The organism is Pseudomonas phoenicis, assembly GCF_047302395.1.
Classification (GTDB): Bacteria; Pseudomonadota; Gammaproteobacteria; order Pseudomonadales; family Pseudomonadaceae; genus Aquipseudomonas.
Window position 1 is genome coordinate 4,690,179 of the sequence record NZ_CP154852.1, and the last position, 23,832, is coordinate 4,714,010.

Annotated in this window: 17 protein-coding genes; 6 read left to right on the plus strand and 11 right to left on the minus strand. The window is 64.2% G+C overall.

Annotated features, from left to right (window positions below):
* Positions 1-193: 193 nt before the first annotated feature.
* Entirely contained in the window at positions 194-1,657 is a 1,464-nt protein-coding gene (locus AA0Z93_RS21305; protein WP_413047019.1) for a glyceraldehyde-3-phosphate dehydrogenase, read from the minus strand.
* Positions 1,658-1,824: 167 nt separating this feature from the next.
* Here AA0Z93_RS21305 and mfd point away from each other — a divergent pair, with 167 nt between their 5' ends.
* From mfd to AA0Z93_RS21320, 3 genes are read left to right on the plus strand one after another with little or no spacing between them, the layout of a single operon-like run.
* Positions 1,825-5,274: a transcription-repair coupling factor gene (gene mfd / locus AA0Z93_RS21310; RefSeq protein WP_413047018.1), complete on the plus strand. Its 3,450-nt coding sequence runs from the start codon at positions 1,825-1,827 to the stop codon at positions 5,272-5,274.
* A 10-nt stretch (positions 5,275-5,284) separates the two neighbouring features.
* Complete coding sequence (locus AA0Z93_RS21315) at positions 5,285-5,857, plus strand: CsiV family protein (RefSeq protein ID WP_413047017.1); 573 nt, start codon at positions 5,285-5,287, stop codon at positions 5,855-5,857.
* Positions 5,858-9,154, plus strand: a complete 3,297-nt coding sequence (locus tag AA0Z93_RS21320; RefSeq protein ID WP_413047016.1) for an SNF2-related protein — start codon at positions 5,858-5,860, stop codon at positions 9,152-9,154.
* A gap of 315 nt (positions 9,155-9,469) precedes the next feature.
* Here the strand turns inward: AA0Z93_RS21320 and nagZ are convergent, their stop codons facing one another.
* Together nagZ and AA0Z93_RS21330 are read right to left on the minus strand one after the other, a co-directional pair.
* Positions 9,470-10,468, minus strand: coding sequence for a beta-N-acetylhexosaminidase (gene nagZ, locus AA0Z93_RS21325; RefSeq protein ID WP_413048384.1), 999 nt, complete (start codon positions 10,466-10,468; stop codon positions 9,470-9,472).
* Between the two features lie 43 nt (positions 10,469-10,511).
* Positions 10,512-11,225: a TetR/AcrR family transcriptional regulator gene (locus tag AA0Z93_RS21330; protein WP_413047015.1), complete on the minus strand. Its 714-nt coding sequence runs from the start codon at positions 11,223-11,225 to the stop codon at positions 10,512-10,514.
* A 247-nt stretch (positions 11,226-11,472) separates the two neighbouring features.
* Between AA0Z93_RS21330 and lexA the strand changes: the two genes are divergently transcribed.
* Both lexA and sulA read left to right on the plus strand, forming a co-directional pair.
* Positions 11,473-12,081: a transcriptional repressor LexA gene (lexA, locus tag AA0Z93_RS21335; protein WP_413047014.1), complete on the plus strand. Its 609-nt coding sequence runs from the start codon at positions 11,473-11,475 to the stop codon at positions 12,079-12,081.
* Positions 12,082-12,094: 13 nt separating this feature from the next.
* Positions 12,095-12,571 carry an SOS-induced cell division inhibitor SulA gene (gene sulA / locus AA0Z93_RS21340; RefSeq protein WP_296268619.1) on the plus strand — a complete coding sequence of 159 codons (477 nt, stop codon included), beginning with the start codon at positions 12,095-12,097 and terminating at the stop codon, positions 12,569-12,571.
* 60 nt (positions 12,572-12,631) lie between these two features.
* Here sulA and AA0Z93_RS21345 read toward each other — a convergent pair whose 3' ends face one another.
* From AA0Z93_RS21345 to AA0Z93_RS21375, 7 genes are all read right to left on the minus strand, one after another.
* Positions 12,632-12,865, minus strand: coding sequence for a hypothetical protein (locus AA0Z93_RS21345; protein WP_296269022.1), 234 nt, complete (start codon positions 12,863-12,865; stop codon positions 12,632-12,634).
* 50 nt (positions 12,866-12,915) lie between these two features.
* Positions 12,916-13,437 carry a DUF6586 family protein gene (locus AA0Z93_RS21350; protein ID WP_413047013.1) on the minus strand — a complete coding sequence of 174 codons (522 nt, stop codon included), beginning with the start codon at positions 13,435-13,437 and terminating at the stop codon, positions 12,916-12,918.
* A gap of 192 nt (positions 13,438-13,629) precedes the next feature.
* The gene (gene topA, locus AA0Z93_RS21355; protein ID WP_413047012.1) at positions 13,630-16,239 is read right to left on the minus strand and encodes a type I DNA topoisomerase; all 2,610 of its coding nucleotides are present in this window, start codon (positions 16,237-16,239) and stop codon (positions 13,630-13,632) included.
* Between the two features lie 252 nt (positions 16,240-16,491).
* A complete protein-coding gene (locus AA0Z93_RS21360) occupies positions 16,492-16,743 on the minus strand; it encodes a DUF1653 domain-containing protein (protein ID WP_413047011.1) in 252 nt (83 codons plus the stop codon).
* A 72-nt stretch (positions 16,744-16,815) separates the two neighbouring features.
* Positions 16,816-17,991: an acetyl-CoA C-acyltransferase FadA gene (gene fadA, locus AA0Z93_RS21365; RefSeq protein ID WP_413047010.1), complete on the minus strand. Its 1,176-nt coding sequence runs from the start codon at positions 17,989-17,991 to the stop codon at positions 16,816-16,818.
* A gap of 31 nt (positions 17,992-18,022) precedes the next feature.
* Positions 18,023-20,170: a fatty acid oxidation complex subunit alpha FadB gene (gene fadB, locus AA0Z93_RS21370; RefSeq protein WP_413047009.1), complete on the minus strand. Its 2,148-nt coding sequence runs from the start codon at positions 20,168-20,170 to the stop codon at positions 18,023-18,025.
* Between the two features lie 496 nt (positions 20,171-20,666).
* Complete coding sequence (locus AA0Z93_RS21375; protein WP_413047008.1) at positions 20,667-21,104, minus strand: hypothetical protein; 438 nt, start codon at positions 21,102-21,104, stop codon at positions 20,667-20,669.
* Positions 21,105-21,211: 107 nt separating this feature from the next.
* On the opposite strand from AA0Z93_RS21375, the gene AA0Z93_RS21380 reads away from it, so the two are divergent.
* On the plus strand, positions 21,212-21,655 hold the full coding sequence (locus tag AA0Z93_RS21380) for a universal stress protein (RefSeq protein WP_413047007.1): 444 nt from the start codon (positions 21,212-21,214) through the stop codon (positions 21,653-21,655).
* Between the two features lie 57 nt (positions 21,656-21,712).
* On the opposite strand, the gene AA0Z93_RS21385 is transcribed toward AA0Z93_RS21380, so the two are convergent.
* Positions 21,713-23,641 carry an ATP-binding cassette domain-containing protein gene (locus AA0Z93_RS21385; protein WP_413047006.1) on the minus strand — a complete coding sequence of 643 codons (1,929 nt, stop codon included), beginning with the start codon at positions 23,639-23,641 and terminating at the stop codon, positions 21,713-21,715.
* Positions 23,642-23,832 lie beyond the last annotated feature (191 nt).

The following is a 23,832-nucleotide window of genomic DNA, read 5'->3' on the forward strand; positions in this document are numbered from 1 at the left end:
GATGCCCGTCAATAAGCAATTAGGGCCGCCTGGCGGCCCATCGCGGCTGAAGCCGCTCCTACACAGGATTGCGCCTGTTTGTAGGAGCGGCTTCAGCCGCGATGGGCTGCAGAGCAGCCCCAATTAACACTATTTCGGCTCAACGACCGGTATCCACCATGGATTCACGTACCGTTGATGCGCTAGACGCCGATCAACGTGGGAAGGCTGGCGGGTTGACCCCGGCCATGTCTTCCATCACGCGTACGACCTGGCAGCTGTAGCCGAACTCGTTGTCGTACCAGACGTACAGCACGACGCGGTTGTCGTTGGCGATGGTCGCCTCGGCATCCACCACACCGGCGTAGCGCGAGCCGACGAAGTCGGTGGAGACCACTTCCTGCGAGCTGACGTAGTCGATTTGCTTGTGCAGCTCGGAGTGCATGGCGGTCTGACGCAGGTACTCGTTGATCTCCTCGCGGGAGGTCGGGTTTTCCAGGTTCAGGTTGAGGATGGCCATGGACACGTTCGGCGTCGGCACGCGGATGGCGTTACCGGTCAGCTTGCCCTTGAGCACCGGCAGCGCCTTGGCGGCAGCCGTGGCGGCGCCGGTTTCGGTGATGACCATGTTCAGTGTGGCGGCGCGGCCGCGACGGCTGCCTTTGTGGAAGTTGTCGATCAGGTTCTGGTCGTTGGTGAACGAGTGAACGGTTTCGACGTGGCCATTGACGATGCCGTACTTGTCGTTGACCGCCTTGAGCACCGGCACGATGGCGTTGGTGGTGCAGGAGGCGGCGGAAACGATCTTGTCTTCCGGGGTGATGTCGCCGTGGTTAATGCCGTGCACGACGTTCTTCAGCGCGCCTTTGCCAGGTGCGGTGAGGATCACGCGGGCGGCGCCCGGGCAGGCCAGGTGCTGGCCCAGGCCGTCGGCGTCACGCCAGACACCGGTGTTGTCGACGATCAGGGCATCCTTGATGCCGTACTGGGTGTAGTCGACGTCGCTCGGGTTCTTGGCGTAGATCACCTGGATCAGGTTGCCGTTGGCGGTGATGGTGTTGTTGGCTTCGTCGATGACGATGGTGCCGTCGAACGGGCCATGCACCGAATCGCGGCGCAGCAGGCTGGCGCGTTTGGCGAGGTCGTTCTCGGCGCCCTTGCGCACGACGATGGCGCGCAGACGCAGGCCGTCGCCGCCACCGGTCTTCTCGATCAGGATGCGCGCGAGCAGACGGCCGATACGGCCAAAGCCGTAGAGCACCACGTCGGTGCCTTTGGCTTCGCCGGCGCCCTGCTTGCCGACCACGTCGGCCAGTTCTTCACGCACGAAGGCTTCGGCGCTGCGGCCGTTGCCTTGCTGCTTGAACTTGTTGGCCAGCTTGCCCAGGTCGACCGAAGCCGCGCCGAGCTTGAGCTCGCTCATGGCCTTGAGCAATGGGAACGTCTCGTGCACGGACAGCTCGCATTCGTCGCTCTGACGATGGCGGGCAAAGCGGTGCGCCTTGAGGATCGAGATCACCGAACGGTTGATCAGGCTGCGGCCATAGATCGAGCTCACCACGTTGTTGTTGCGGTAGAGCTGACCAATCAGCGGAATCATCGCCTCGGCGAGCGCTTCACGATCGATCCACTCACCAAGGCACTGGTCGGGCTTCTGAGTCACGGGAACCTTCCACATGTAGGGACAGAAAAAAGGGGCTACATTATGCAGCGCTCGGGGCTATCGGGCAATCGGCGACACGTGCGCAGGGTGGTAGCCAGGTAATACCACGCATGATCCTGACAGCACTGCCCGCCCTCGGTACAATCGACCTCTTTGCCGCAACGCTTGGAGCCCGATCTCCCGTGTCAGTTCTGCGCCTCCCGAAAATGTCGGCCACGGCCGGCAAGCAAACCTGGGGCAATCTGCAGGGCGCCGCCCTGAGCCTTGCCATTGCCGAAGCCGCCAGCAGTGCCGGCCGCTTCACCTTGCTGCTGACCGCCGACAGCCAGGCCGCCGACCGTCTTGAACAGGAGCTGCGTTTCTTCGCGCCAAACCTGCCGGTGCTGCCGTTTCCCGACTGGGAGACCCTGCCCTACGACCTGTTCTCGCCGCACCAGGACATCATTTCCCAGCGCATCGCCAGCCTTTACAGGCTGCCGGAGCTGGACCACGGCATTCTCGTGGTGCCCATCACCACGGCGCTGCACCGCCTGGCGCCGACGCGCTTCCTGCTGGGCAGCAGCCTGGTGCTGGACATCGGCCAGAAGATCGACGTCGAGCAGATGCGCGCGCGCCTGGAGGCCAGTGGCTATCGCTGTGTCGACACGGTCTACGAGCATGGCGAGTTCGCCGTGCGCGGCGCATTGCTCGACCTGTTCCCGATGGGTAGCAAACAGCCCTACCGCATCGACCTGTTCGACGACGAGATCGAAACCCTGCGCACCTTCGACCCGGAAACCCAGCGTTCGGTGGACAAGGTCGATTCGGTCCGCCTGCTGCCGGCCCGCGAATTCCCCATGCAGAAGGACGAAGTTACCCGCTTCAAAGCGCGCTTTCGCGAACGCTTCGACGTCGACTTCCGCCGCAGCGCGATCTTCCAGGACCTGGCCAGCGGCATCATCCCCGCCGGCATCGAGTACTACCTGCCGCTGTTCTTCGAAGACACCGCGACCCTGTTCGACTACCTGCCGAGCGACACCCAGGTGTTCTCGCTGCCGGGCGTCGAGCAGGCGGCGGAAACCTTCTGGAACGATGTGCGCGGCCGCTACGAAGACCGTCGTGGCGATCTGAGCCGCCCGCTGCTGCCTCCGGCCGAGTTGTTCCTGCCGGTCGAAGACTGCTTCGCCCGGCTCAAGCAGTGGCCGCGGGTGGTGGTCAGCCCTGAAGACGTGGGCAGCGGTAGCGGGCGCGAGCACTTCCCGACCCAGCGCCTGCCGGATCTGGCCATCGAGGCCAAGGCCAACCAGCCGCTGGCGGCGCTGTCGCAGTTTCTCGAACAGTTCCCCGGCCGGGTGCTGTTCACGGCAGAATCGGCAGGCCGCCGCGAGGTGCTGCTGGAACTGCTCGAACGTCTCAAGCTGCGACCCAAGACGGTCGACAGCTGGGAAGACTTCCTCACCCACACGGCGCGCCTGGCCATCACCATCGCGCCCCTGGACGAAGGTTTGCTGCTCGAGCAACCGGAGCTGGCGCTGATCGCCGAAAGCCCGCTGTTCGGCCAGCGCGTGATGCAGCGCCGGCGCCGCGAGAAACGCGGGGAAACGGCCAACGATGCGGTGATCAAGAACCTCACCGAGCTGCGCGAAGGCGCGCCGGTGGTGCACATCGACCATGGCGTGGGGCGCTACCTGGGCCTGGCCACTCTGGAAATCGACGGCCAGGCGGCCGAGTTCCTGACCCTCGAATACGCCGAGAACGCCAAGCTCTACGTGCCGGTGGCCAACCTGCACCTGATCGCCCGCTACACCGGCAGCGACGACGCCCTGGCGCCGCTGCACCGGCTCGGCTCGGAAACCTGGCAGAAGGCCAAGCGCAAGGCCGCCGAGCAGGTGCGCGACGTCGCCGCCGAGCTGCTCGACATCTATGCCCGCCGTGCCGCACGCAAGGGCCATGCCTTCGCCGATCCGGCCGCCGACTACGCAAGCTTCAGCGCCGGCTTCCCCTTCGAGGAAACCCCGGACCAGCAGTCGGCCATCGAAGCGGTGCGCCAGGACATGCTCGCCGCCAAGCCCATGGACCGCCTGGTGTGCGGCGACGTCGGCTTCGGCAAGACCGAAGTGGCCATGCGCGCGGCGTTCATCGCCGTGCACAGCGGTCGTCAAGTGGCGCTCCTGGTGCCCACCACCCTGCTCGCCCAGCAGCACTACAACAGTTTCCGCGACCGTTTCGCCGAATGGCCGGTGAAGGTCGAGGTGATGAGCCGCTTCAAGACCGCCAAGGACATCACCGCCGCCGCCGAGGCGCTGGCCGAGGGCAAGATCGACATCCTCATCGGCACCCACAAGCTGCTGCAGGACGACGTCAAGTTCAAGGACCTGGGCCTGGTCATCATCGACGAAGAACACCGTTTCGGCGTACGCCAGAAAGAACAGCTCAAGGCCCTGCGCAGCGAGGTCGACATCCTCACCCTCACCGCCACGCCCATTCCGCGCACGCTGAACATGGCCGTGGCCGGCATGCGCGACCTGTCGATCATCGCCACCCCGCCGGCGCGACGCCTGTCGGTACGCACGTTCGTCATGGAAGAAAACAACAGCACCATCAAGGAAGCGCTGCTGCGCGAACTGCTGCGCGGCGGCCAGGTGTATTACCTGCACAACGACGTCAAGACCATCGAGAAGTGCGCCGCCGACCTGGCTGCATTGGTGCCCGAAGCGCGCATCGGCATCGGCCATGGGCAGATGCGCGAGCGCGAGCTGGAACAGGTGATGAGCGACTTCTATCACAAGCGCTTCAACGTGCTGGTGGCCTCGACCATCATCGAGACCGGGATCGACGTACCCAGCGCCAACACCATCGTCATCGAGCGCGCCGACAAGTTCGGCCTGGCCCAGCTGCACCAGTTGCGCGGCCGGGTCGGGCGCAGCCACCACCAGGCCTACGCCTACCTGCTCACCCCGTCGCGTCAAGGCATCAGCAGCGATGCCGAAAAACGCCTGGAAGCGATCGCCAACACCCAGGACCTGGGCGCAGGCTTCGTGCTGGCCACCAACGACCTGGAGATCCGCGGCGCCGGCGAGCTGCTCGGCGAAGGCCAGAGCGGGCAGATCCAGGCGGTCGGCTTCACCCTGTACATGGAAATGCTCGAGCGTGCGGTGAAGGCCATCCGCAAAGGCACCCAGCCCAATCTCGAGCAACCCTTGGGCGGCGGTCCCGAGATCAACTTGCGCCTGCCGGCGCTGATCCCCGAAGACTATCTGCCCGATGTGCACGCGCGGCTGATCCTGTACAAGCGCATCGCCTCGGCGGTCGACGAAGAAGGCTTGAAGGACCTGCAAGTGGAAATGATCGACCGCTTCGGCCTGTTGCCCGAACCGACCAAGAACCTCATGCGCCTGACCCTGCTCAAGCTGCAGGCGGAAAAGCTCGGCATCAAGAAACTCGACGCCGGCCCCAATGGCGGCAAGATCGACTTCGAGGCAGAGACTGCGGTGGAGCCGATCACGCTGATCAAGTTGATCCAGAGCCAGCCCAAGCGCTACAAGTTCGAGGGTGCCACGCAGTTCCGCTTCACGGTGCCCATGGAGCGTGCCGACGAGCGTTTCTCGACCATCGAGGCGCTGCTCGAGCGCCTTACCCCACCGACTGCCTGAAGGAAGATCCATGCGTGCCATTCGTCACCTGAGCGTGCTCGCGGCGCTGTTCGTCCCACTCGCCAATGCCGAGGGCTTGTACCAGGTCGAGATGATCCTGATCAGGCAGAACGCCGAGCCTGCGCTGTACCACGCCCCCGCCCCGGAAGACTGGCGCGCGGGCGCCACTGCGCTGGCTGCCGACGCCGAGCGCCCGGCGCGCCTGAGCGACACCCTGCAACGTCTGCAAGCCAACGGCGACTACAGCGTGCTGCTGCACAAGGCCTGGGAGCAGACGTTGAGCGACGAGCCGAGCCGTGTGGCCCTGAGCGCCGGCGAGCAGGCCTATGGCCGCTCGCCCATCGAGGGCACGCTGAGCCTGACCGAAGGTCGCTTCATCGCCGCGCAGGCACGCTTCTGGGTCAACCAGCTCGACGGCAACGGCAGCGTGCTGCGCAGCGAACAATTCAAGCAAAGCAACAGCAACATGAAACGCGGCCAGCTGAATTTCCTCGACGGCGGCCATCTGGCCTTGCTGATCAAGGTCACCCCGGCCGGCATGCGCAAACTGCCTGAACCAGACCCCGAACTGATGGAGCAGTGAATGGACGCGGACGAGTTCGGCAGTCTGCTGCAGCAATATCCGAAATGGACCGAGTCCTTCAGCCAGGCTGCGCTCGAGCGCGGCCGGCGCTATGCGCGGCAGGACCGGGTCAGGTTGCTGCGCTGCACTGGGTTGCAGCTCGAGGCGGCCTGTCAGGGCAGTGACGAGCATCCTTATCGCCAGCACATCACCGCCTACCCCCAAGGGCCGATGATCCGCATGCAAGGCAGCTGTACGTGCCCGGTCGGGTCCAACTGCAAGCACTGCGCGGCGGTGCTGGTGCATGTCGCCCAGCGCCACCGAGCGCAGGACGGCTCCGAGCAGCTGCCGGGCGAGCTGCAGCACTGGCTGCAGGGCCTGGCCGCAACGCCCACGCCACCGGGCGAGGACAAGCAAGGGCGGCTGGTCTGCTATCAGCTGTTGCTCGACCAGGGTTGCGGACTGCGGGTGCGCAAGGCGGTGGCGCGCAAGGACGGCCTGGAATTCAAGCGCCTGCACTCGCTGTATGACTTGCTGTACCAACCCGGACGTTACGTACGCGACGACGACCTGCGCATCCTGCGCCTGCTGTCGACCTTGCAGGACCCGGTCGGCGCCGAATACGGCTACGCGCTCAAAGGCCAGGAAGGCGGCGAGCTGTTGCAGCGCGCGCTGGACACCGGGCGCCTGGTGATCGAGCCGCACCTGCCGTTCTTGCGCCAGGGCGCCGAGCGCACTGCCGAGTTTCGCTGGATACGCCAGGACAGCGGCAGCTATCGTGGTCGCTGGATGGTCGGCGAACAGCCGCTGGACTGGGTGCTGCCGCTGCTGCCGCTGTACTACTACGACGCCTCGACCCTGGAGGTGGGCCTGGTCGACCACAACCTCGACCCGCACACGGCGCAGCACCTGACCCTGGCCCCTGACGTACCGGAGCACCTGATCGTTCCGCTGAGCCACAAGCTGAACACCTTGAACCACCAGTTGCCGACTCCGACCGTGCTCGAACATGAAGTCATCGATGATTTGCAGCCAAAGGTGCAGCTGACCTTGGGCAGCGTCGAGTTCAGCGCCTACGCGCCCAAGACCGGGCGCATGCAGCGCCAGCTGCAGCACCGAGCGGCGCTTGCGTTCGACTATGCCGGCCTGCGGGTCAGCGGCAGCGACGAGCGCCCCCTGAACCGACTGGCCGGCACGACCAGTCAGCGCATCACCCGCCAGGTCGAGACCGAACGCGCCTGGCGCAAGGCCTTGCGCGACTGGGGCTTCAAACCGGCGACCCGGCAGAGCAAGGCGTTGCCCGACAACGCAGGGGAAATGCACGAACTGCCTGACGACCACGCCTGGCTGCATTTCGTCCGGGTTGGCATGCCGGCCCTGCGCGAGGCAGGTTGGAGCGTCGAGCTGCAGCGCGACTTCGCCTTCAATCTGAGCGAGGTCGACGACTGGTACGCCAGCGTCGAGGACGGCCCGGGGCATGAATGGTTCGACCTGGAGGTCGGCATCGTGGTCGATGGCGAACGCCACAGCCTGCTGCCGATCGTGTTGTACCTGCTGCGCAGCAATCCGGAGCTGCTGCGTAGCCAGGAGCTGGCCAAGCGTGGCGACGACGAGCACCTGGTCATCGACCTCAACGCTGCGCGCTACGATGCGCCGGCCGTACGCGTGGCCCTGCCCTACGGGCGCATCCGCGCGGTCATGGCCACCCTTGGCGACCTCTACCTGCACGAAGAGCAAACCGGGCCCAGCGTGCGTCTGGAGCGCGCCGACGCCATGCGCCTCAATGACATCGACGGTCTGCCGCTGCAGTGGCAAGGCGGCGAGCAGTTGCGCGACCTCGGCCGCCGCCTGCGCGATGCCCGCGAACTGTCGGTGGCGCCGCCGAGCGGCCTGAATGCCACCTTGCGCCCCTACCAGCAGCAAGGGCTGAACTGGCTGCAGGCGCTGCGCGACATGGGTACCGGCGGTATCCTTGGCGATGACATGGGCTTGGGCAAGACGCTGCAGACCCTGGCCCACCTGCTACTGGAAAAGCAGGCCGGGCGCCTCACCCAGCCTGCCTTGGCGGTGATGCCGACCAGCCTGATTCCCAACTGGCTCGACGAAAGCGAACGCTTCGCCCCGGGCCTGCGTGTGGTGGCCTTGCATGGGGCCGGGCGCAGCGAGCATTTCGCCCATCTGAGCGAGTACGACCTGGTCCTGACCACCTACGCCTTGCTGCCGCGTGATCTGCAGACCCTCAAGGCACACGCCTGGCACGTACTGGTGCTCGACGAAGCGCAGAACATCAAAAACCCCGTCAGCAAGGCCGCCCAGGCCGCCCGCGAGCTGGACGCCCACCAGCGTCTGTGCCTGACCGGCACGCCGATGGAAAACAACCTGGGTGAACTGTGGTCGCTGTTTCATTTCCTCATGCCTGGCTGGTTGGGCGACAGCAAGCACTTCAGCAAGGAGTACCGCACGCCGATCGAGCGCCACGGCGACAGCGAGCGCCTGGCCTACCTGACCAAGCGCATCCACCCCTTCCTCCTGCGCCGCACCAAGGAAGCCGTCGCACGCGACCTGCCGCCGAAGACCGAACTGGTGCACTGGGTCGATCTCAGCGATGCCCAGCGCGATGCCTACGAAACGGTGCGGGTGGCGATGGACAAGAAAGTTCGCGAAGAGATCGCCCGCAACGGCGCGGCGCGCAGCCAGATCGTCATCCTCGACGCGCTGCTCAAGCTGCGCCAGGTGTGCTGCGACCTACGCCTGGTCAAAGGCCTGGAGGTCAAGGTGCCGCAGCAGAACAAGGGCAAGCTGGGTAGCCTGCTGGACATGCTCGAGGAACTGCTCGGCGAGGGACGGCGGGTGCTGCTGTTTTCCCAGTTCACCTCGATGCTGGCGTTGATCGAGGAGGAACTGATCCAGCGCGGTGTGCGCTACAGCCTGCTGACAGGCGATACCCGCGACCGGCGCACGCCAGTGGTGCAGTTCCAGGCTGGCGAAAGCGAGGTGTTCCTGATCAGCCTCAAGGCCGGCGGCACCGGTCTGAACCTGACGGCGGCAGACACTGTGATCCACTTCGATCCCTGGTGGAACCCGGCCAGCGAAAGCCAGGCCACCGACCGCGCCTATCGGATCGGCCAGGACAAACCGGTGTTCGTGTTCAAGCTGATCACCCGCGGCACGGTGGAGGAAAAGATTCAGCAATTGCAGCAGGACAAGGCCGCTCTGGCAGCCGGCCTGCTGGGCGATGGCCAGGCCGGGCAGTGGCGCATGGCTGACGAGGACATCGAGGCGCTGTTCGCCCCCCTGCCTGCCAAACGCGGGCGTTGAGAGCCGGGCAAGGGGCGTGGGAGCGGCCGGTTCGGCGCTCCGGTTAGCCGCGATGGCCGGCGATGGCCTGCAACGCAGGCCTGTAGAAGCGGCCGGCCGGCGCACCGGTTCAGCCGCGTTAGCCTGCCATGCAGACGTGTAGGAGCGGCTTCAGCCGCGATGGCCTGCAACGCAGGCCCAATCCAGATACCGCGATCTGAAAGGGAAACGCTATCTAAAGTAACAGGCCCGCTTTGCTGGCCTTAGCGGCAGAACCAGACCTACGGCCGGCTGCTTCCCTGGCAAATGGATTCAGCAGGTTCGGATCCCCCAAGATCAGTCGATCAACTGCGCCTCGCGCAACGCGCTCAACGCTTCAAGCCAACGCGGTTGCTCGCGATGATCGGTCCGCGCAAAGCCACGCCCGCGCATGCTGGCGATGCGCGGCGAAGGGCTGACCTTCATGCGTTGCGCGGCGCTCAGAGCCAGTTCGGCGGCTGCGCGATCGTTGCACACCAGCCCCATGTCGCAGCCGGCGCTCAACGCGGCTTCGATACGATTGGCGGCATCGCCCACCACATGGGCCCCGGCCATCGACAGGTCGTCGCTGAAGATCACGCCGTCGAAGCCCAGTTCACCGCGCAGGATGTCTTGCAGCCAGCGGCGCGAAAAGCCCGCGGGCTGGTTATCGACCTGGGGATAGATGACGTGGGCCGGCATCACGGCAGCCAGTCGTTTGCTCAAGCTGCGGAACGGCAGCAGGTCGGCTTGGCGCAGCTCGTCCAGACTGCGCTCGTCGGTGGGGATCGCCACGTGCGAGTCGGCCTCGGCCCAACCGTGCCCTGGGAAATGTTTGCCACAGGCCGCCATACCGGCGGCGTTCATGCCGCGGATGAAGGCGCCGGCCAGTTGCGTGGCCCGCTGCGGATCGCCTTCGAAGGCGCGGCTACCGACCACCGCGCTGCGCTGATGGTCGAGGTCCAGGACCGGGGCGAAACTCAGGTCCAGGCCCACGGCGAGCACCTCGCTGGCCATCACCCAACCGCAGTGCTCGGCCAGCCCTTCGGCATTGGCGTTGTCGGCCAGTGCGCGCATGGCCGGCAAGCGGACGAAGCCCTCACGCAGGCGCTGGACGCGACCGCCCTCTTGATCGACGGCCAGAATCAGGTCCGGGCGGATGGCGCGGATGGAGGCACACAGCTCGCGCACCTGGCGCGGGCTTTCGATGTTGCGGGCGAACAGGATCAGGCCGGCGACTTGCGGCTGGCGCAGCAGCGCACGGTCTTCGGCGGTCAGCCAGGTGCCGGCGATATCCACCATCAGGGAGCCTTGCAGGCAGGCAGTCATAGGAAATCCTTCGGATACGGGGAGGGCAGCCTCAGGCTTTGGCCGGGACGCCCTGGACGGAGGGTTTGCTGCGTGGACGCAGTTGGGCGTCGGCCATTTGCGGATCGGTGACACCACTGTCGGCGCGCATGCCGGCCGCGAGGAACGGCACCATCAGGCGCATGACCTGCTCGATCGAGGTGTTGAGGCCGAAGTCGTTCTCCGCGATGGCGCGCAGAGCCTTGATGCCCGACATGCTGAAGGCCGCCGCGCCGAGCATGAAGTGCACGCGCCAGAACAGCTCCAGCGGCGGAATGCGCGGCGCGGCTTCGTTGACCAGCAACATGTAGCGGCGGAAGACCTTGCCGTACATGTCTTCGAGGTAGCGGCGCAGGTGCCCCTGGCTTTCGCTGAAGGCCAGGCCCAACAGGCGCATGAAGATGGACAGGTCATTATTGCTGCGCGGCTGCACGGCCAACGCCTGGTCGACCAGCATTTCCAGGAGCTCTTCGAGGCTCGGTTTGAGCTCGGGCTGGGCCTGGCGGCGCTCCAGTTCACGTTCCAGGCTGGCGCAGAACGGGCCGAGAAAGCGCGAGAAAACCGCCTGGATCAGGGCTTTCTTCGAACCGAAGTGGTAATTTACCGCCGCCAGGTTGACCCCGGCCTTGCTGGTGATCAGACGCAGCGAGGTCTCGGCGAAGCCTCGTTCCGCGAACAGCTGCTCGGCAGCGTCGAGAATGCGTTCAACGGTTTCGGATTGGGCCATGACTTACCTATTCGCCAGACAAACAGTTGTTTGAAACATACGTTTCAGGCCCGCCGCTGTCAAGATCGTGTGACCTGCCGGTCGCATTTCGACAGCGGCGTCTCGATCATTGCCACAACCCGCATCCTCGCTGGCCTGCGACGCGAACGCCGAGACCGACGAGCGAGGGCGTTCGCATGGAAAGCTTGCAGCGGGACTACTACTGTATATAATCCCAGTCACTGGATAAAAAAACAGAGCGCATGCCATGTTGAAACTGACGCCACGCCAAGCCGAAATCCTCGCCTTCATCAAGCGCTGCTTGGAAGACAACGGTTTCCCGCCCACCCGCGCGGAAATCGCCCAGGAACTGGGCTTCAAATCACCCAATGCCGCCGAAGAACACCTCAAGGCCCTCGCCCGCAAAGGCGCCATCGAGATGACACCAGGCGCTTCGCGCGGCATTCGCATCCCGGGCCTTGAAGCCAAGCCCGAGAGCGCCACCCTGCCCATCGTCGGACGGGTCGCTGCAGGGGCGCCGATTCTCGCCGAACAGCACATCGAGCAATCGTGCAACATCAACCCGGACTTCTTCAATCCTCGCGCCGATTACCTGCTGCGCGTGCATGGCACCAGCATGAAAGACGTCGGCATCTTCGACGGTGACCTGCTGGCCGTGCACACCTGCCGCGAGGCCCGCAATGGCCAGATCGTGGTCGCGCGCATCGGTGACGAAGTTACGGTCAAGCGCTTCAAACGCGAAGGCAGCAAAGTCTGGCTGATCGCCGAGAACCCCGAGTTCGCGCCGATCGAAGTCGATCTCAAGGATCAGGAACTGGTCATCGAAGGTTTGAGCGTCGGCGTCATTCGCCGCTGACCCAGGAGGCGCCATGCATACGTCCACCCACGCATCCGAGCATATTCAGTTGTCACTGTTTGAGGCTTTTCTGGCCCAACCCGTGCTGCCTGGTCTGAAGGCCCGTGAACCGTCAGCAGACTACTGCCGGCCCGAACTGTTCAGCGAGCTGAGCCTGCGGGGTGCGTCTGGCCATTGTCACAGCCTGCTGGCGCCCGTCCTGCGAGAGTTGAGCGAAAAAGACGACACCCGCTGGCTCACCCTGATCGCCCCGCCCGCCAGCCTGACCCAGGCCTGGCTGCGAGACGCAGGTTTGAACCGTGAGCGCATCCTGCTACTGCATCCCCGCGGTACGCAGAGCGCACTGCACCTGGCCGGCGAAGCGCTGCGCCTCAAGCGCAGCCACACCGTGGTCAGTTGGTTGGGTAGCCTCAACGCCAGCGCTCGGCATCTGTTGATCCGCGCCGCCAGCGCCGGTAATGCACAAAGCCTGAACATCCGCATCGGCTGATGTTCAGGCTTTGCCTGCAACGCTCGCCTTCGAAGGCGAGCTAGGGGTAGTCCGTCTGAGTCAGTGCAACACGCGCGGCCCTTCGTCACGCTCCAGTTCGCCTTCGGCCAACCGCCCCGCCATTTGCACCCCTACGCTAAGCATGGCCTTGGCCACTTCGACATGCTGTCCTTGCAGAAATACCTTGGCATCCTCCGAGAAATTCAAGGTCACCAATGACCCTTCATCCTCTGCGCGGCGCAGCTCGATGCGACCATCAGGCAACTCGACAATTTCCAGAAACGACGTTGACATAAAGGATTGTTCTCCACGAAAGGCCATCATTGTAACAGCCACTTCGTGGATCAGCACTCACTCAGCGCGTCACGGAAACGTCTGGCCACGTCTTTCAGATGGGCGCGCCAGCTTTGCAACTCTTCATAGCCAAGCGCCGGCGTTTCGGGCGCGTCCAAGTTCACAGCCTGGATCAGTGGCTGGGTGACATCGGTCTTGGGCGCCTTTTTCGCCACCGGCGGCCGAAACAGGTCGGCATGGGCTTTGAGCAGCTGCGCCAACCAGCTCTGCGGATTGCCTGCCAGCTCCAACAGCTCCGCCATCTCCGGAATCGCGACTTCGCGCAGTATGTCCTGGTTGAGCAACGCTTCAGCCTGGGTGGCGTTGGCCTGCGGGAGTCGGTAGAACCCGGCGATCTCATGGCACAGACCCAACAAACCGCCGTACAGGTGGAACAGCGCCGCCTCGCGCTCGGCCTGGAGCAAACCCTGGGCGTTCATGGCCCGGCTTTCCTGGGCGTTCTTCATTGACTCCAGGGCCAGTCCTGCGAAAAACAGCTTCTGATTGGTGCGGGTATACAGTTCCTGAGCCATGGCGCGAGGCGTCCTCGAAAGTGGGGCGAACCGCTGTTGTAACGGCAGGTTGCCTTTAGCGCAAGCCAAATGCGGCGGGGGCAAGTCGGTCACCCGTCTTGCCCCGTCGTTCCCACTTGAATCAGCGCCTCATGCCGAGTGCCTCCTTGCAGAGCGCCACCTTGCAGAGCGCCACCTTGCGGTGCGCCACCCTCAACGCTTGTCTTCGACCTTCCAGGCCGAGCCGTCGTAGAACGCCTTCCAGCCAGTCGGCTTGCCTTCCACTTCGGTCTGCACGTACTGCTCCTTGGTCTTGCGGCTGTAGCGAATCACGGTTGGACGACCTTCCGGATCCTGCTGCGGCGCTTCGCACAGGAAGTGGTACTTGGGATCGATCTCGGCTTTATGCGGCACGATCTCCTTGACCAGTGGCGCGCGGGTTTCACGGTTCTTGGGGAACTGGCTGGCGGCCAGGAACAAGCCCGAGGCACCGTCGCGCAGCACATAAGTGTCGTCGACCTTCTCGCACTTGAGTTCGGGCATTTCCACCTTGTCCATCTTCGGCGGCGCGGCTTCACCATTCCTCAGCAGTTTGCGGGTGTTCTTGCAGGCTGGGTTGGTACAGCCGAAGAACTTACCGAAGCGACCGGTCTTGAGCTGCATTTCGCTGCCACACTTGTCGCACTCCAGGCTCGGACCTTCGTAGCCCTTGATGCGGTAGCTGCCCTCTTCGATCTCGTAGCCCGGGCAATCCGGATTGTTGCCACAGATGTGCAGCTTGTGCTTCTCGTCCAGCAGGTAGGCATCCATGGCCGTTGCGCAGATCGGGCAGCGGTGCTTGCCACGCAGTACGCGCGATTCCGATTCACCTTCGTCGTCGGCCGCGATTTCGTCGCCCGGAACCAGGTTGACCGTGGCCTTGCAACGCTCTTTGGGCGGCAGGGTATAACCCGAGCAGCCGAGGAACACGCCGGTGGACGCCGTACGGATCATCATCGGTCGGCCACATTCCTTGCAGGGAATGTTGGTCATGGTCGGCTGGTTGGCACGCATGCCGTTCTCGGCCGCTTCGGCGGTCAGCAGTTTCTTGCTGAAATCGCCGTAGAACTCGTCGAGCACGTTCTTCCAGTCGCGTCCGCCCTGGGCGACGTCGTCCAGGTGCTCTTCCATGCCGGCGGTGAAGCCGTAGTCCATGAGGTTGGAGAAGCTCTCCGAGAGCCGCTCGGTGACGATGTCGCCCATCTTTTCCGAATAGAAGCGACGGTTGTGCAGGGTCACGTAACCGCGGTCCTGAATGGTGGAAATGATGGCGGCGTAGGTCGATGGGCGACCGATACCGCGTTTTTCCATTTCCTTGACCAGGCTGGCTTCGGTGAAGCGTGCCGGCGGCTTGGTGAAGTGCTGGCTCGGATCGAGTTCGACCAGCTGCAACGCTTCGCCCTGAGCCATTTCCGGCAGCACGTCGTCTTCGCCCGGCTTGCTCTGTTGCGGCAACACGCGGGTGTAACCGTCGAATTTGAGAATCCGGCCTTTGGCCCGCAGCTCGAAGTTGCCGGCCACTGCCGTGATGCTGGTGGACAGGTACTGGGCAGGTGGCATCTGGCAGGCCAGGAACTGACGCCAGATCAGCTCGTACAGACGCTCGGCGTCGCGCTCCATGCCACTGAGCTTGCTGGGGTGCGTATTGACGTCCGAAGGCCGGATGGCTTCGTGCGCCTCTTGCGCGCCTTGCTTGCTGCCGTACACCACCGGCGATTCGGGCAGGTATTGCTTGCCGAATTCGTGCTCGATGTAGCTGCGTGCCATCTCGACCGCGTCTGTGGACAGGTTGGTCGAGTCGGTACGCATATAGGTGATGTAGCCCGCCTCGTACAAGCGCTGCGCCATCATCATGGTCTTCTTCACGCCATAGCCGAGGCGATTGCTCGCCGCCTGCTGCAGGGTGGAGGTAATGAACGGCGCCGAAGGCTTGCTGCTGGTCGGCCGGTCTTCACGCTTGCTGACGCTATAGCTGGACGCCTTGAGCTGCTCGAGTGCCGCCATGGCCTGGGCCTGGTTCAGCGGCTTGAACGCCTCGCCGTTCTGGCGCGCGACCTCGAAACGCACGTTGGCGTTCTTGGCGCTGCTCAGGTCGGCATGGATCTCCCAGTACTCTTCGGGGTTGAAGGCGCGGATCTCACGTTCGCGCTCCACCACCAGCTTGACCGCCACCGACTGCACACGGCCCGCCGACAAGCCACGGGCGATCTTGGCCCACAGCAGTGGCGAGACCATGTAGCCGACCACGCGATCGAGGAAGCGCCGCGCCTGCTGGGCGTTGACCCGTGCGATATCCAGCTCGCCCGGCTGCGAAAACGCTTCCTGAATGGCTTTCTTGGTGATCTCGTTGAACACCACGCGCTTGTAGCGGCTGTCGTCGCCGCCGATGGCTTCGCGCAGGTGCCAGGCGATGGCCTCCCCTTCACGGTCCAAGTCGGTCGCGAGATAGATGGTGTCGGCATCCTTGGCCAAGCGCCGCAGCTCGTCGATGACCTTTTCCTTGCCGGGCAGAATTTCGTACTTGGCCTTCCAGCCGGCGTCGGGGTCGACGCCCATGCGCGCCACCAGCTGGCGGCGGGCCTTCTCTTTCGGCGGCAGCACCGGCGCATCGGCGGCGGCCTTGCCACGCTTGGCCGCCGGCTCCTTGGAGGCGCTGGCCGAACCGCTGGTGGGAAGGTCGCGGATATGGCCGATACTCGACTTCACCACGTACTGGTTGCCCAGGTACTTGTTGATGGTCTTGGCCTTGGCCGGGGATTCCACAATGACCAGCGATTTGCCCATGGATCGGTGTATTCCTGAATCTGGAGATGAATAACGCGCCAGGTGCCGGACGCGGCACCGCTATATATAGTGGCGACAAGATGAGGTCAAGCGCAGTCGCCCAAGCCGTGTACGAAATCTGCCTGCGGTGCGGTCGGCCCGGACGGCTCGCGGATCGGGCTGGGGCCCAATGCCCGCGATGCCTTCACCCTAGCCCATATCCGGTAACGTTCGACGACGTCACCCCTCCCGCAAACCCATTTCGTCCAAGGCCTAGAGGCCCGATGCGCCCATTTCGCCAAGCGTTTGTGCCTCGGCCTTGCGCAAAGCGAAGCGTGGTACCTGCTGCCCATCGATCTCGACAGTTTCGAGGAACATCGACAACGGCCGCACCCACAGACCGAAATCGCCGTACAGGCATTGGTAGACCACGACCCACTCTTCGCTTTCCGAATGCCGGGCCGTACCGAACACACGGTACTCAGGCCCTTTGTAATGCTGGTAGATGCCTGCTTGGACCTGCATGTCACATGCTCCTGGATACATGAAAAACAAAAGCCGGGGCACTGGGCCCCGGCTGCTGTGACAACGAAACGATCAGCGCCGTTCGAACACAGTGGTGATGCCCTGGCCGAGGCCCACGCACATGGTGGCGACCCCGAGGGTGCCGCCCTTCTGCTTCATCACGTTGAGCAGAGTCCCGGAAATCCGGGCGCCCGAGCAACCGAAAGGATGGCCGAGGGCGATCGCGCCGCCGTGCAGGTTAACCTTCTCATTCATCTTGTCGAGCACTTTCAGATCTTTCAGTACCGGCAAGGCTTGTGCGGCGAAGGCTTCGTTGAGCTCGAAATAGTCGATGTCGGCGATGGTCAGACCCGCGCGCTTGAGCGCTTTCTGCGTCGACGGCACGGGGCCGTAGCCCATGATCGCCGGATCTACGCCGGCCACCGCCATGGAGCGGATCACCGCCAGCGGCTCGATGCCCAGGTCCATCGCGCGCTGGCCGGACATGACGATCATGCACGAAGCGCCATCGGTGATCTGCGAGGAACTACCGGCCGTCACGGTACCGCCCTTGGGGTTGAACGCAGGCTTGAGTGCGGCCAAACCTTCGAGGGTGGTTTCCGGACGAATGGTTTCGTCGAAGTCGAAGACCTTGAGGAAACCGTTCTCGTCATAACCCTGCATGGGAATGATTTCGTCCTTGAAATTGCCCTCGACCGTGGCCTTTTGCGCCAGCTGGTGCGAGCGCAGGGCGAACTGGTCCTGCTGCTCGCGGCTGATGCCGTGCATCTTGCCCAGCATCTCGGCGGTCAGGCCCATCATGCCGGAGGCCTTGGCCGCGTGCAGCGACAGGTGCGGGTTGGGATCGACGCCGTGCATCATGCTGACGTGGCCCATGTGCTCGACGCCACCGATGACGAACACATCACCGTTGCCGGTCATGATCGCCTGGGCGGCGGTGTGCAGCGCGCTCATCGACGAACCGCACAGGCGGCTGACGGTCTGCGCCGCCGAGGTGTGCGGGATGGGCGTCATCAGCGAAGCCATGCGTGCCACGTTCCAGCCCTGTTCGAGGGTCTGGTTGACGCAGCCCCAGATCACGTCCTCGACTTCTTTCGGATCGACCTTGGCGTTGCGCTCGAGCAGTTTCGTGATCAGGTGCGCCGACATGTCCTCGGCGCGGGTATTGCGGTGCATGCCACCCTTGGAGCGGCCCATGGGCGTGCGACCGAAGTCGACGATCACCACGTCTCTTGGATTCAGGCTCATATCAAATCTCTCGCTCTAGCTCGTGGACCGCTCAGTTGAAGAAACGCTGGCCGCTCTTGGCCATTTCGCGCAGCTTGGCGGTCGGGTGGTACAGCGGGCCCAATTCGGCGTACTGGTCGGCCAGGGCGACGAACTCGGCGACCCCGATCGAATCGATGTAGCGCAGCGCCCCGCCACGGAAGGGTGGGAAGCCGATGCCGTAGACCAAGCCCATGTCCGCTTCGGCGGCGCTTTCGACGATACCGTCTTCCAGGCAGCGCACCACTTCCAGGCACAGCGGGATCATCATCCAGTTGAGGATGTCGTCGTCGCTCAGCTCGCGCTGCTCGTAGATCACCGGTTGCAGCACTTCGAGCACGGCAGGGTCGGCGACTTTCTTCGGCTTGCCGCGCTTGTCGGTTTCATAGGCGTAGAAGCCCTTGCCGTTCTTCTGCCCCAGACGCTTGGCTTCGTACAGCGCGTCGATGGCCGAGCGACGGTCGTCCCTCATGCGATCGGGGAAGCCTTCGGCCATCACGTCGCGGCCATGGTGGCCGGTGTCGATGCCGACCACGTCCATCAGGTAGGCCGGGCCCATGGGCCAGCCGAACTTCTCCATGACCTTGTCGATGCGCACGAAGTCGATGCCGGCGCTGACCAGACGGGCGAAACCACCGAAATAAGGGAACAGCACGCGGTTGACCAGAAAGCCCGGGCAGTCGTTGACCACGATGGGGTTCTTGCCCATTTTCTTGGCGTAGGCCACGGTGGTGGCGACGGCTTCGTCACTGGACTTTTCACCGCGGATCACTTCCACCAGCGGCATCATGTGCACGGGGTTGAAGAAGTGCATGCCAACGAAGTTCTCCGGGCGCTTGAGCGCCTGGGCCAGGAGGTTGATGGAAATGGTCGAGGTGTTGGACGCCAGGATCGCATCGTCCTTGACCTGCCCTTCCACTTCCGCCAAAACCGCCTGCTTGACCTTGGGATTTTCCACCACGGCTTCGACGACGATGTCGACCGTGCCGAAATCGCCGTAGGAGAGCACCGGGCGAATGGCATTGAGCGATTCGGCCATTTGCGCAGCGGTCAGACGGCCTTTCTCGACCCGGCTGCCAAGCAGCTTGGAGGCTTCGCTCAGGCCCAGTTGGATGGCCTCTTCGCGAATGTCCTTCATCAGGATCGGCGTGCCTTTGACGGCCGATTGGTAGGCGATGCCGCCACCCATGATGCCGGCACCCAGCACGGCCGCCTGCTTCACGTCGCGGGCGATGCGGTCGTAGGCCTTGGCCTTGCGCTTGAGTTCCTGGTCGTTGAGGAACAGGCCGATCAGGCTTTGCGCGACTGCGGTCTTGGCCAGTTTGGCGAAGCCCGCCGCTTCGACTTCCAGTGCTTTGTCGCGGCCGAAGTTGGCGGCTTTCTGGATGCTCTTGATGGCCTCGACCGGCGCCGGATAGTTCGGCCCGGCTTGCCCGGCGACGAAGCCCTTGGCGGTTTCGAAGGCCATCATCTGCTCGATGGCGTTGAGTTTGAGCTTGTCCAGCTTGGGCTGGCGCTTGGCCTTGTAGTCCAGCTCGCCGCCGATGGCGCGCTTGATCAGGTCGAGGGCCGCGGCCTGCAGCAGTTGCGGGGCGACCACAGCGTCGACGGCGCCGAGTTTCAGCGCGTCTTCGGCACGGTTTTCCTTGCCCGAGGCGATCCACTCGATGGCGTTGTCCGGACCGATCAGGCGCGGCAGACGCACGGTGCCGCCGAAGCCTGGGTAGATGCCCAGCTTGACTTCCGGCAAGCCGATCTTGGCATCGCTGGACATGACTCGGTAATCGGCTGCCAGACACATTTCCAGGCCGCCACCCAGGGCGATGCCGTTGATGGCCGCGACGGTGGGCACGTGCAGGTCTTCGAACGCATTGAAGATGCGATTGGCCTGCAGGCTGCCGGCGACCAGCTCGGCTTCGGGCAACTTGAAGTTGTCGACGAACTCAGTGATGTCGGCGCCGACGATGAACACGTCCTTGCCGCTGCTGACGATCACGCCCTTGACCGAGGCGTCGCTGGCGATGGCCTCGACGGCCTGACGCAGTTCTTCGAGGGTGAGGCGGTTGAACTTGTTGACGGACTCACCCTTGAGGTCGAACTGCAATTCGACGATGCCGCTTTCAAGAGCCTTAACCGTGATGGCTTTACCTTCGTAAATCATCAACTGATCTCCATGGGATGGAAGCTGAACGGTACCTGCCGGTCGCCGGACACAGGCGCGATTGGCCGCATGTTCCGGGCACACCCGCCAGCAGGCTGTTCGGGATTCTGTAGAAGCGTTCGGACATCTAAACGCTCAATTCATACGCCCGTTTGATTTGGGTGCGCACACATTCTCCGAAAAGATCGAGGTTGTCAAATGCCCGCAAGCATTCGCTCAAACCGACCGTTCGGTCATTCTGCACCGCCTGGGTCGAGGCCGTGATGCGCGTGATCGGCGATCATTCATGCCAGGTATACAGGCTCCGTCGACACAGGCTCGCCACACGTGTGCGCACTGGACTATAGTCAAGTCGTTTCCCGGCCTGCCTGGCCTTTTCTGCGGCAGCAGAACGCATCGCGGGGCCGTGCCCGTTTCGTTCGACTGGTCGATCCAGCCATCGAAACGGGCACGGCCCCGCGATGTCGTTTCAGCGTCTGTGGGTGGCGGGCTCGCGTCAAGCGAGCGTATCGAGCGCCCCCTTGACGGTCTCCACCACCCCCTCCTCGCCGCGCTCGCCCCAGTACAGCGCGAGCATGCGCGAATCGGCTTCGACCTTGTAGACGCTCTCCGGCAGCTCGGCAAAGACCGCCACCAGCCGCGCTTCGCCGCATACCTCGCGCCACTGGTTCCACCACACGCCCGGGCTCACCTGCCAATAGCTCCACGTGTCGACGCGTCCGGCACGGCGTGCGCGGTAGTACTGCGGGCAAGGGCTGGGCGGCTGCTTTTCCAGCCAGTGCGGCCACTGCTGCGGCGCCAACTGCATGGCCAGCCCTGCGCGGCGCGCTTGCAGGCGCAGGTCCATCTGCCGGCTCTGCTTGCGCGAGGGCCGCAGCCAGGCGAGCGGGCTGAGGATCAGCGCAAGGATTGACACAACCAGCCATACCGTCATATCTGTACGTCCCTCGAAGCGTTGCACATGAGCGTGTCAGTCCGTTTTACGGCGAGCGTCTCGAAAGCGACCATACTTCCCTTACCCGATCCCAAGGAGTGCCGCTCATGCCCTACATTCATCTTCTGGTCGCCGTCGACCTGACGGAAGAGTGTGACCCCGTGATCAAGCGTGCCATGGACATCGCCACGCCGAACAACGCCAAGGTGTCGCTGGTGCACATCGTCGAACCCATGGCCATGGCGTTCGGTGGCGATGTGCCGATGGACCTCTCGCAGTTGCAGCAACAGCAGCTCGACCAGGCCAAAGAGCGCATGAACCGTTTGTTCACCAAGTACGCGGGCATCCAGCGTGGCGATTCGCACCTTGCTTATGGCCAACCCCGCCAGGAGATCCACAAACTGGCCGAACAAGCGCAGTGCGACCTGATCGTGGTCGGCAGTCACGGTCGCCATGGCTTGGCCCTGCTGCTCGGCTCCACCGCCAACGACGTGTTGCACGGCGCGCCGTGCGACGTGCTGGCGGTGCGCCTGGCGAAAAAAGACAGCTGACGCAGTCGCGGCGCCCCCAGGGGCGCCGCGCGCATGACCGGGCCGTTCGGCCCGGCTTCAACCCTCCAGTTCGGCCCAGCGCTCCACCAATACGTCCAACTCGCCCTGCAACTGCTCCAACTGCGCCAGCACGGCCGCGGTTTCGGCGGCAGGCCGCTGGTAGAAACCGGCGTCGGCGATGGTTTCCTGCACCTTGGCCATCTGCTGTTCCAGGGCGTCGATCTGCTGCGGCAGGAGTTCCAGCTCGCGCTGCAGCTTGTAGCTGAGCTTCTTCTTCGCAGGTTCCGCACCCGGCTGGGCCACCGGTGCCGGCTGCGCCTCGGCGACCTTTTCCACCACGGCGCTGTTGAGCTCGGACTTGCCGCCCTTGCTCTCGGCCACGCCCAGCAGGCGCGGCGAACCGCCTTGGCGGATCCAGTCCTCGAAGCCGCCGACGTACTCGCGCACCCGGCCCTCGCCTTCGAACACCAGCGTGCTGGTGACCACGTTGTCGAGGAAGGCCCGGTCGTGGCTGACCATCAGCACCGTGCCCTTGTAGTTGCACAGCACTTCTTCGAGCAGTTCCAGGGTCTCGACGTCGAGGTCGTTGGTGGGTTCGTCGAGCACCAGCAGGTTGGCCGGCTTGCTGAACAGTTTGGCCAGCAACAGCCGCGCGCGTTCGCCGCCCGACAGCGCCTTGACCGGCGTACGGGCACGCTGCGGGCTGAACAGGAAGTCACCGAGGTAGCTCAGCACATGGCGGTTCTGGCCATCGATCTCGATGAAGTCGCGACCTTCGGCGAGGTTGTCGATCACCGTCTTTTCCAGGTCTAGCTGATGACGCAACTGGTCGAAGTAGGCCACTTCGAGTTTGGTGCCACGGTCGACCTTGCCGGCGCTCGGCTCAAGATCACCGAGCATCATCTTCAGCAAGGTGGTCTTGCCGGTACCGTTGGCGCCCAGCAGACCGATGCGGTCCTGGCGCTGCACGACCATGGAGAAGTCCTTGACCAGCAGCGGGCCGCCGGGGTGGGCAAAGCTGACGTTTTCCAACGCCATGACCTGCTTGCCGGACTTGTCCGCCGATTCGATGACGATGTTCGCCTTGCCCTGGCGTTCGCGGCGCTCGCCGCGCTCGACGCGCAGGGCCTTCAAGGCGCGCACGCGGCCTTCGTTACGGGTGCGGCGGGCCTTGATGCCCTGACGAATCCACACCTCCTCCTGGGCCAGGCGCTTGTCGAACAGCGCATTGGCGGTTTCTTCGGCGGCCAGGGCCGCTTCCTTGTGCACCAGGAAGCTGGCGTAGTCGCCGTTCCAGTCGATCAGCCCGCCACGGTCCAGTTCGAGGATGCGTGTGGCCAGGTTCTGCAGGAAGGAACGGTCGTGGGTGATGAACAGCACGGCACCGGTGAAGCCCTTGAGCGCCTCTTCGAGCCAGGCGATGGCGCCGATGTCCAAGTGGTTGGTCGGCTCGTCCAGCAGCAGCAGGTCCGGCTCGGAGACCAGTGCCTGGGCCAGCAGCACACGGCGACGCCAGCCGCCGGAGAGCTCGGCGAGGGTCTTGTCGGCCGGCAGTTGCAGGCGGCTCAGGGTGCTGTCGACCAGCTGCTGCAAGCGCCAGCCGTCGCGCGATTCCAGTTCGTGCTGGACATGCATGAGCTTGTTCAGGTCTTCGTCGGTGACGATGTTCTGGCTCAGGTGGTGGTACTCGGCCAGCAACGCACCCACGCCGTCGAGGCCTTCGGCAACCACGTCGAACACCGAGCGGCCGTCGGCCAACGGCAATTCCTGCGGCAGCTCGCCGATCTTGAGCCCCGGGCTGCGCCAGATATCGCCGTCGTCGGGGCGCTGCTCGCCCTTGACCAGGCGCAGCATGCTGGATTTGCCGGTGCCGTTGCGGCCGATGATGCACACCCGCTCGCCGCGGCCGATCTGCCAGGACACCTTGTCCAACAGCGGCATGGCGCCGAAGGCGAGGGACACATCGCTGAATTTGAGAAGGGTCATGGTGGTCTCCAGAAAACGGGCGCGCAGTCTACCCGGTTTGGCGCGGCGCGGCATCAAGCGCCGGCTCTGTCGCGCCCCGCTCGTCCGCAATCGGCCAATCGCTGCGCGGCGCTTTCGCCGCCCTTGGGCAACGGCTAAGCTAGGGCGCTCATTCCACAGTGCTGGCCACGCCGTCACTTTCCATGGTTCAA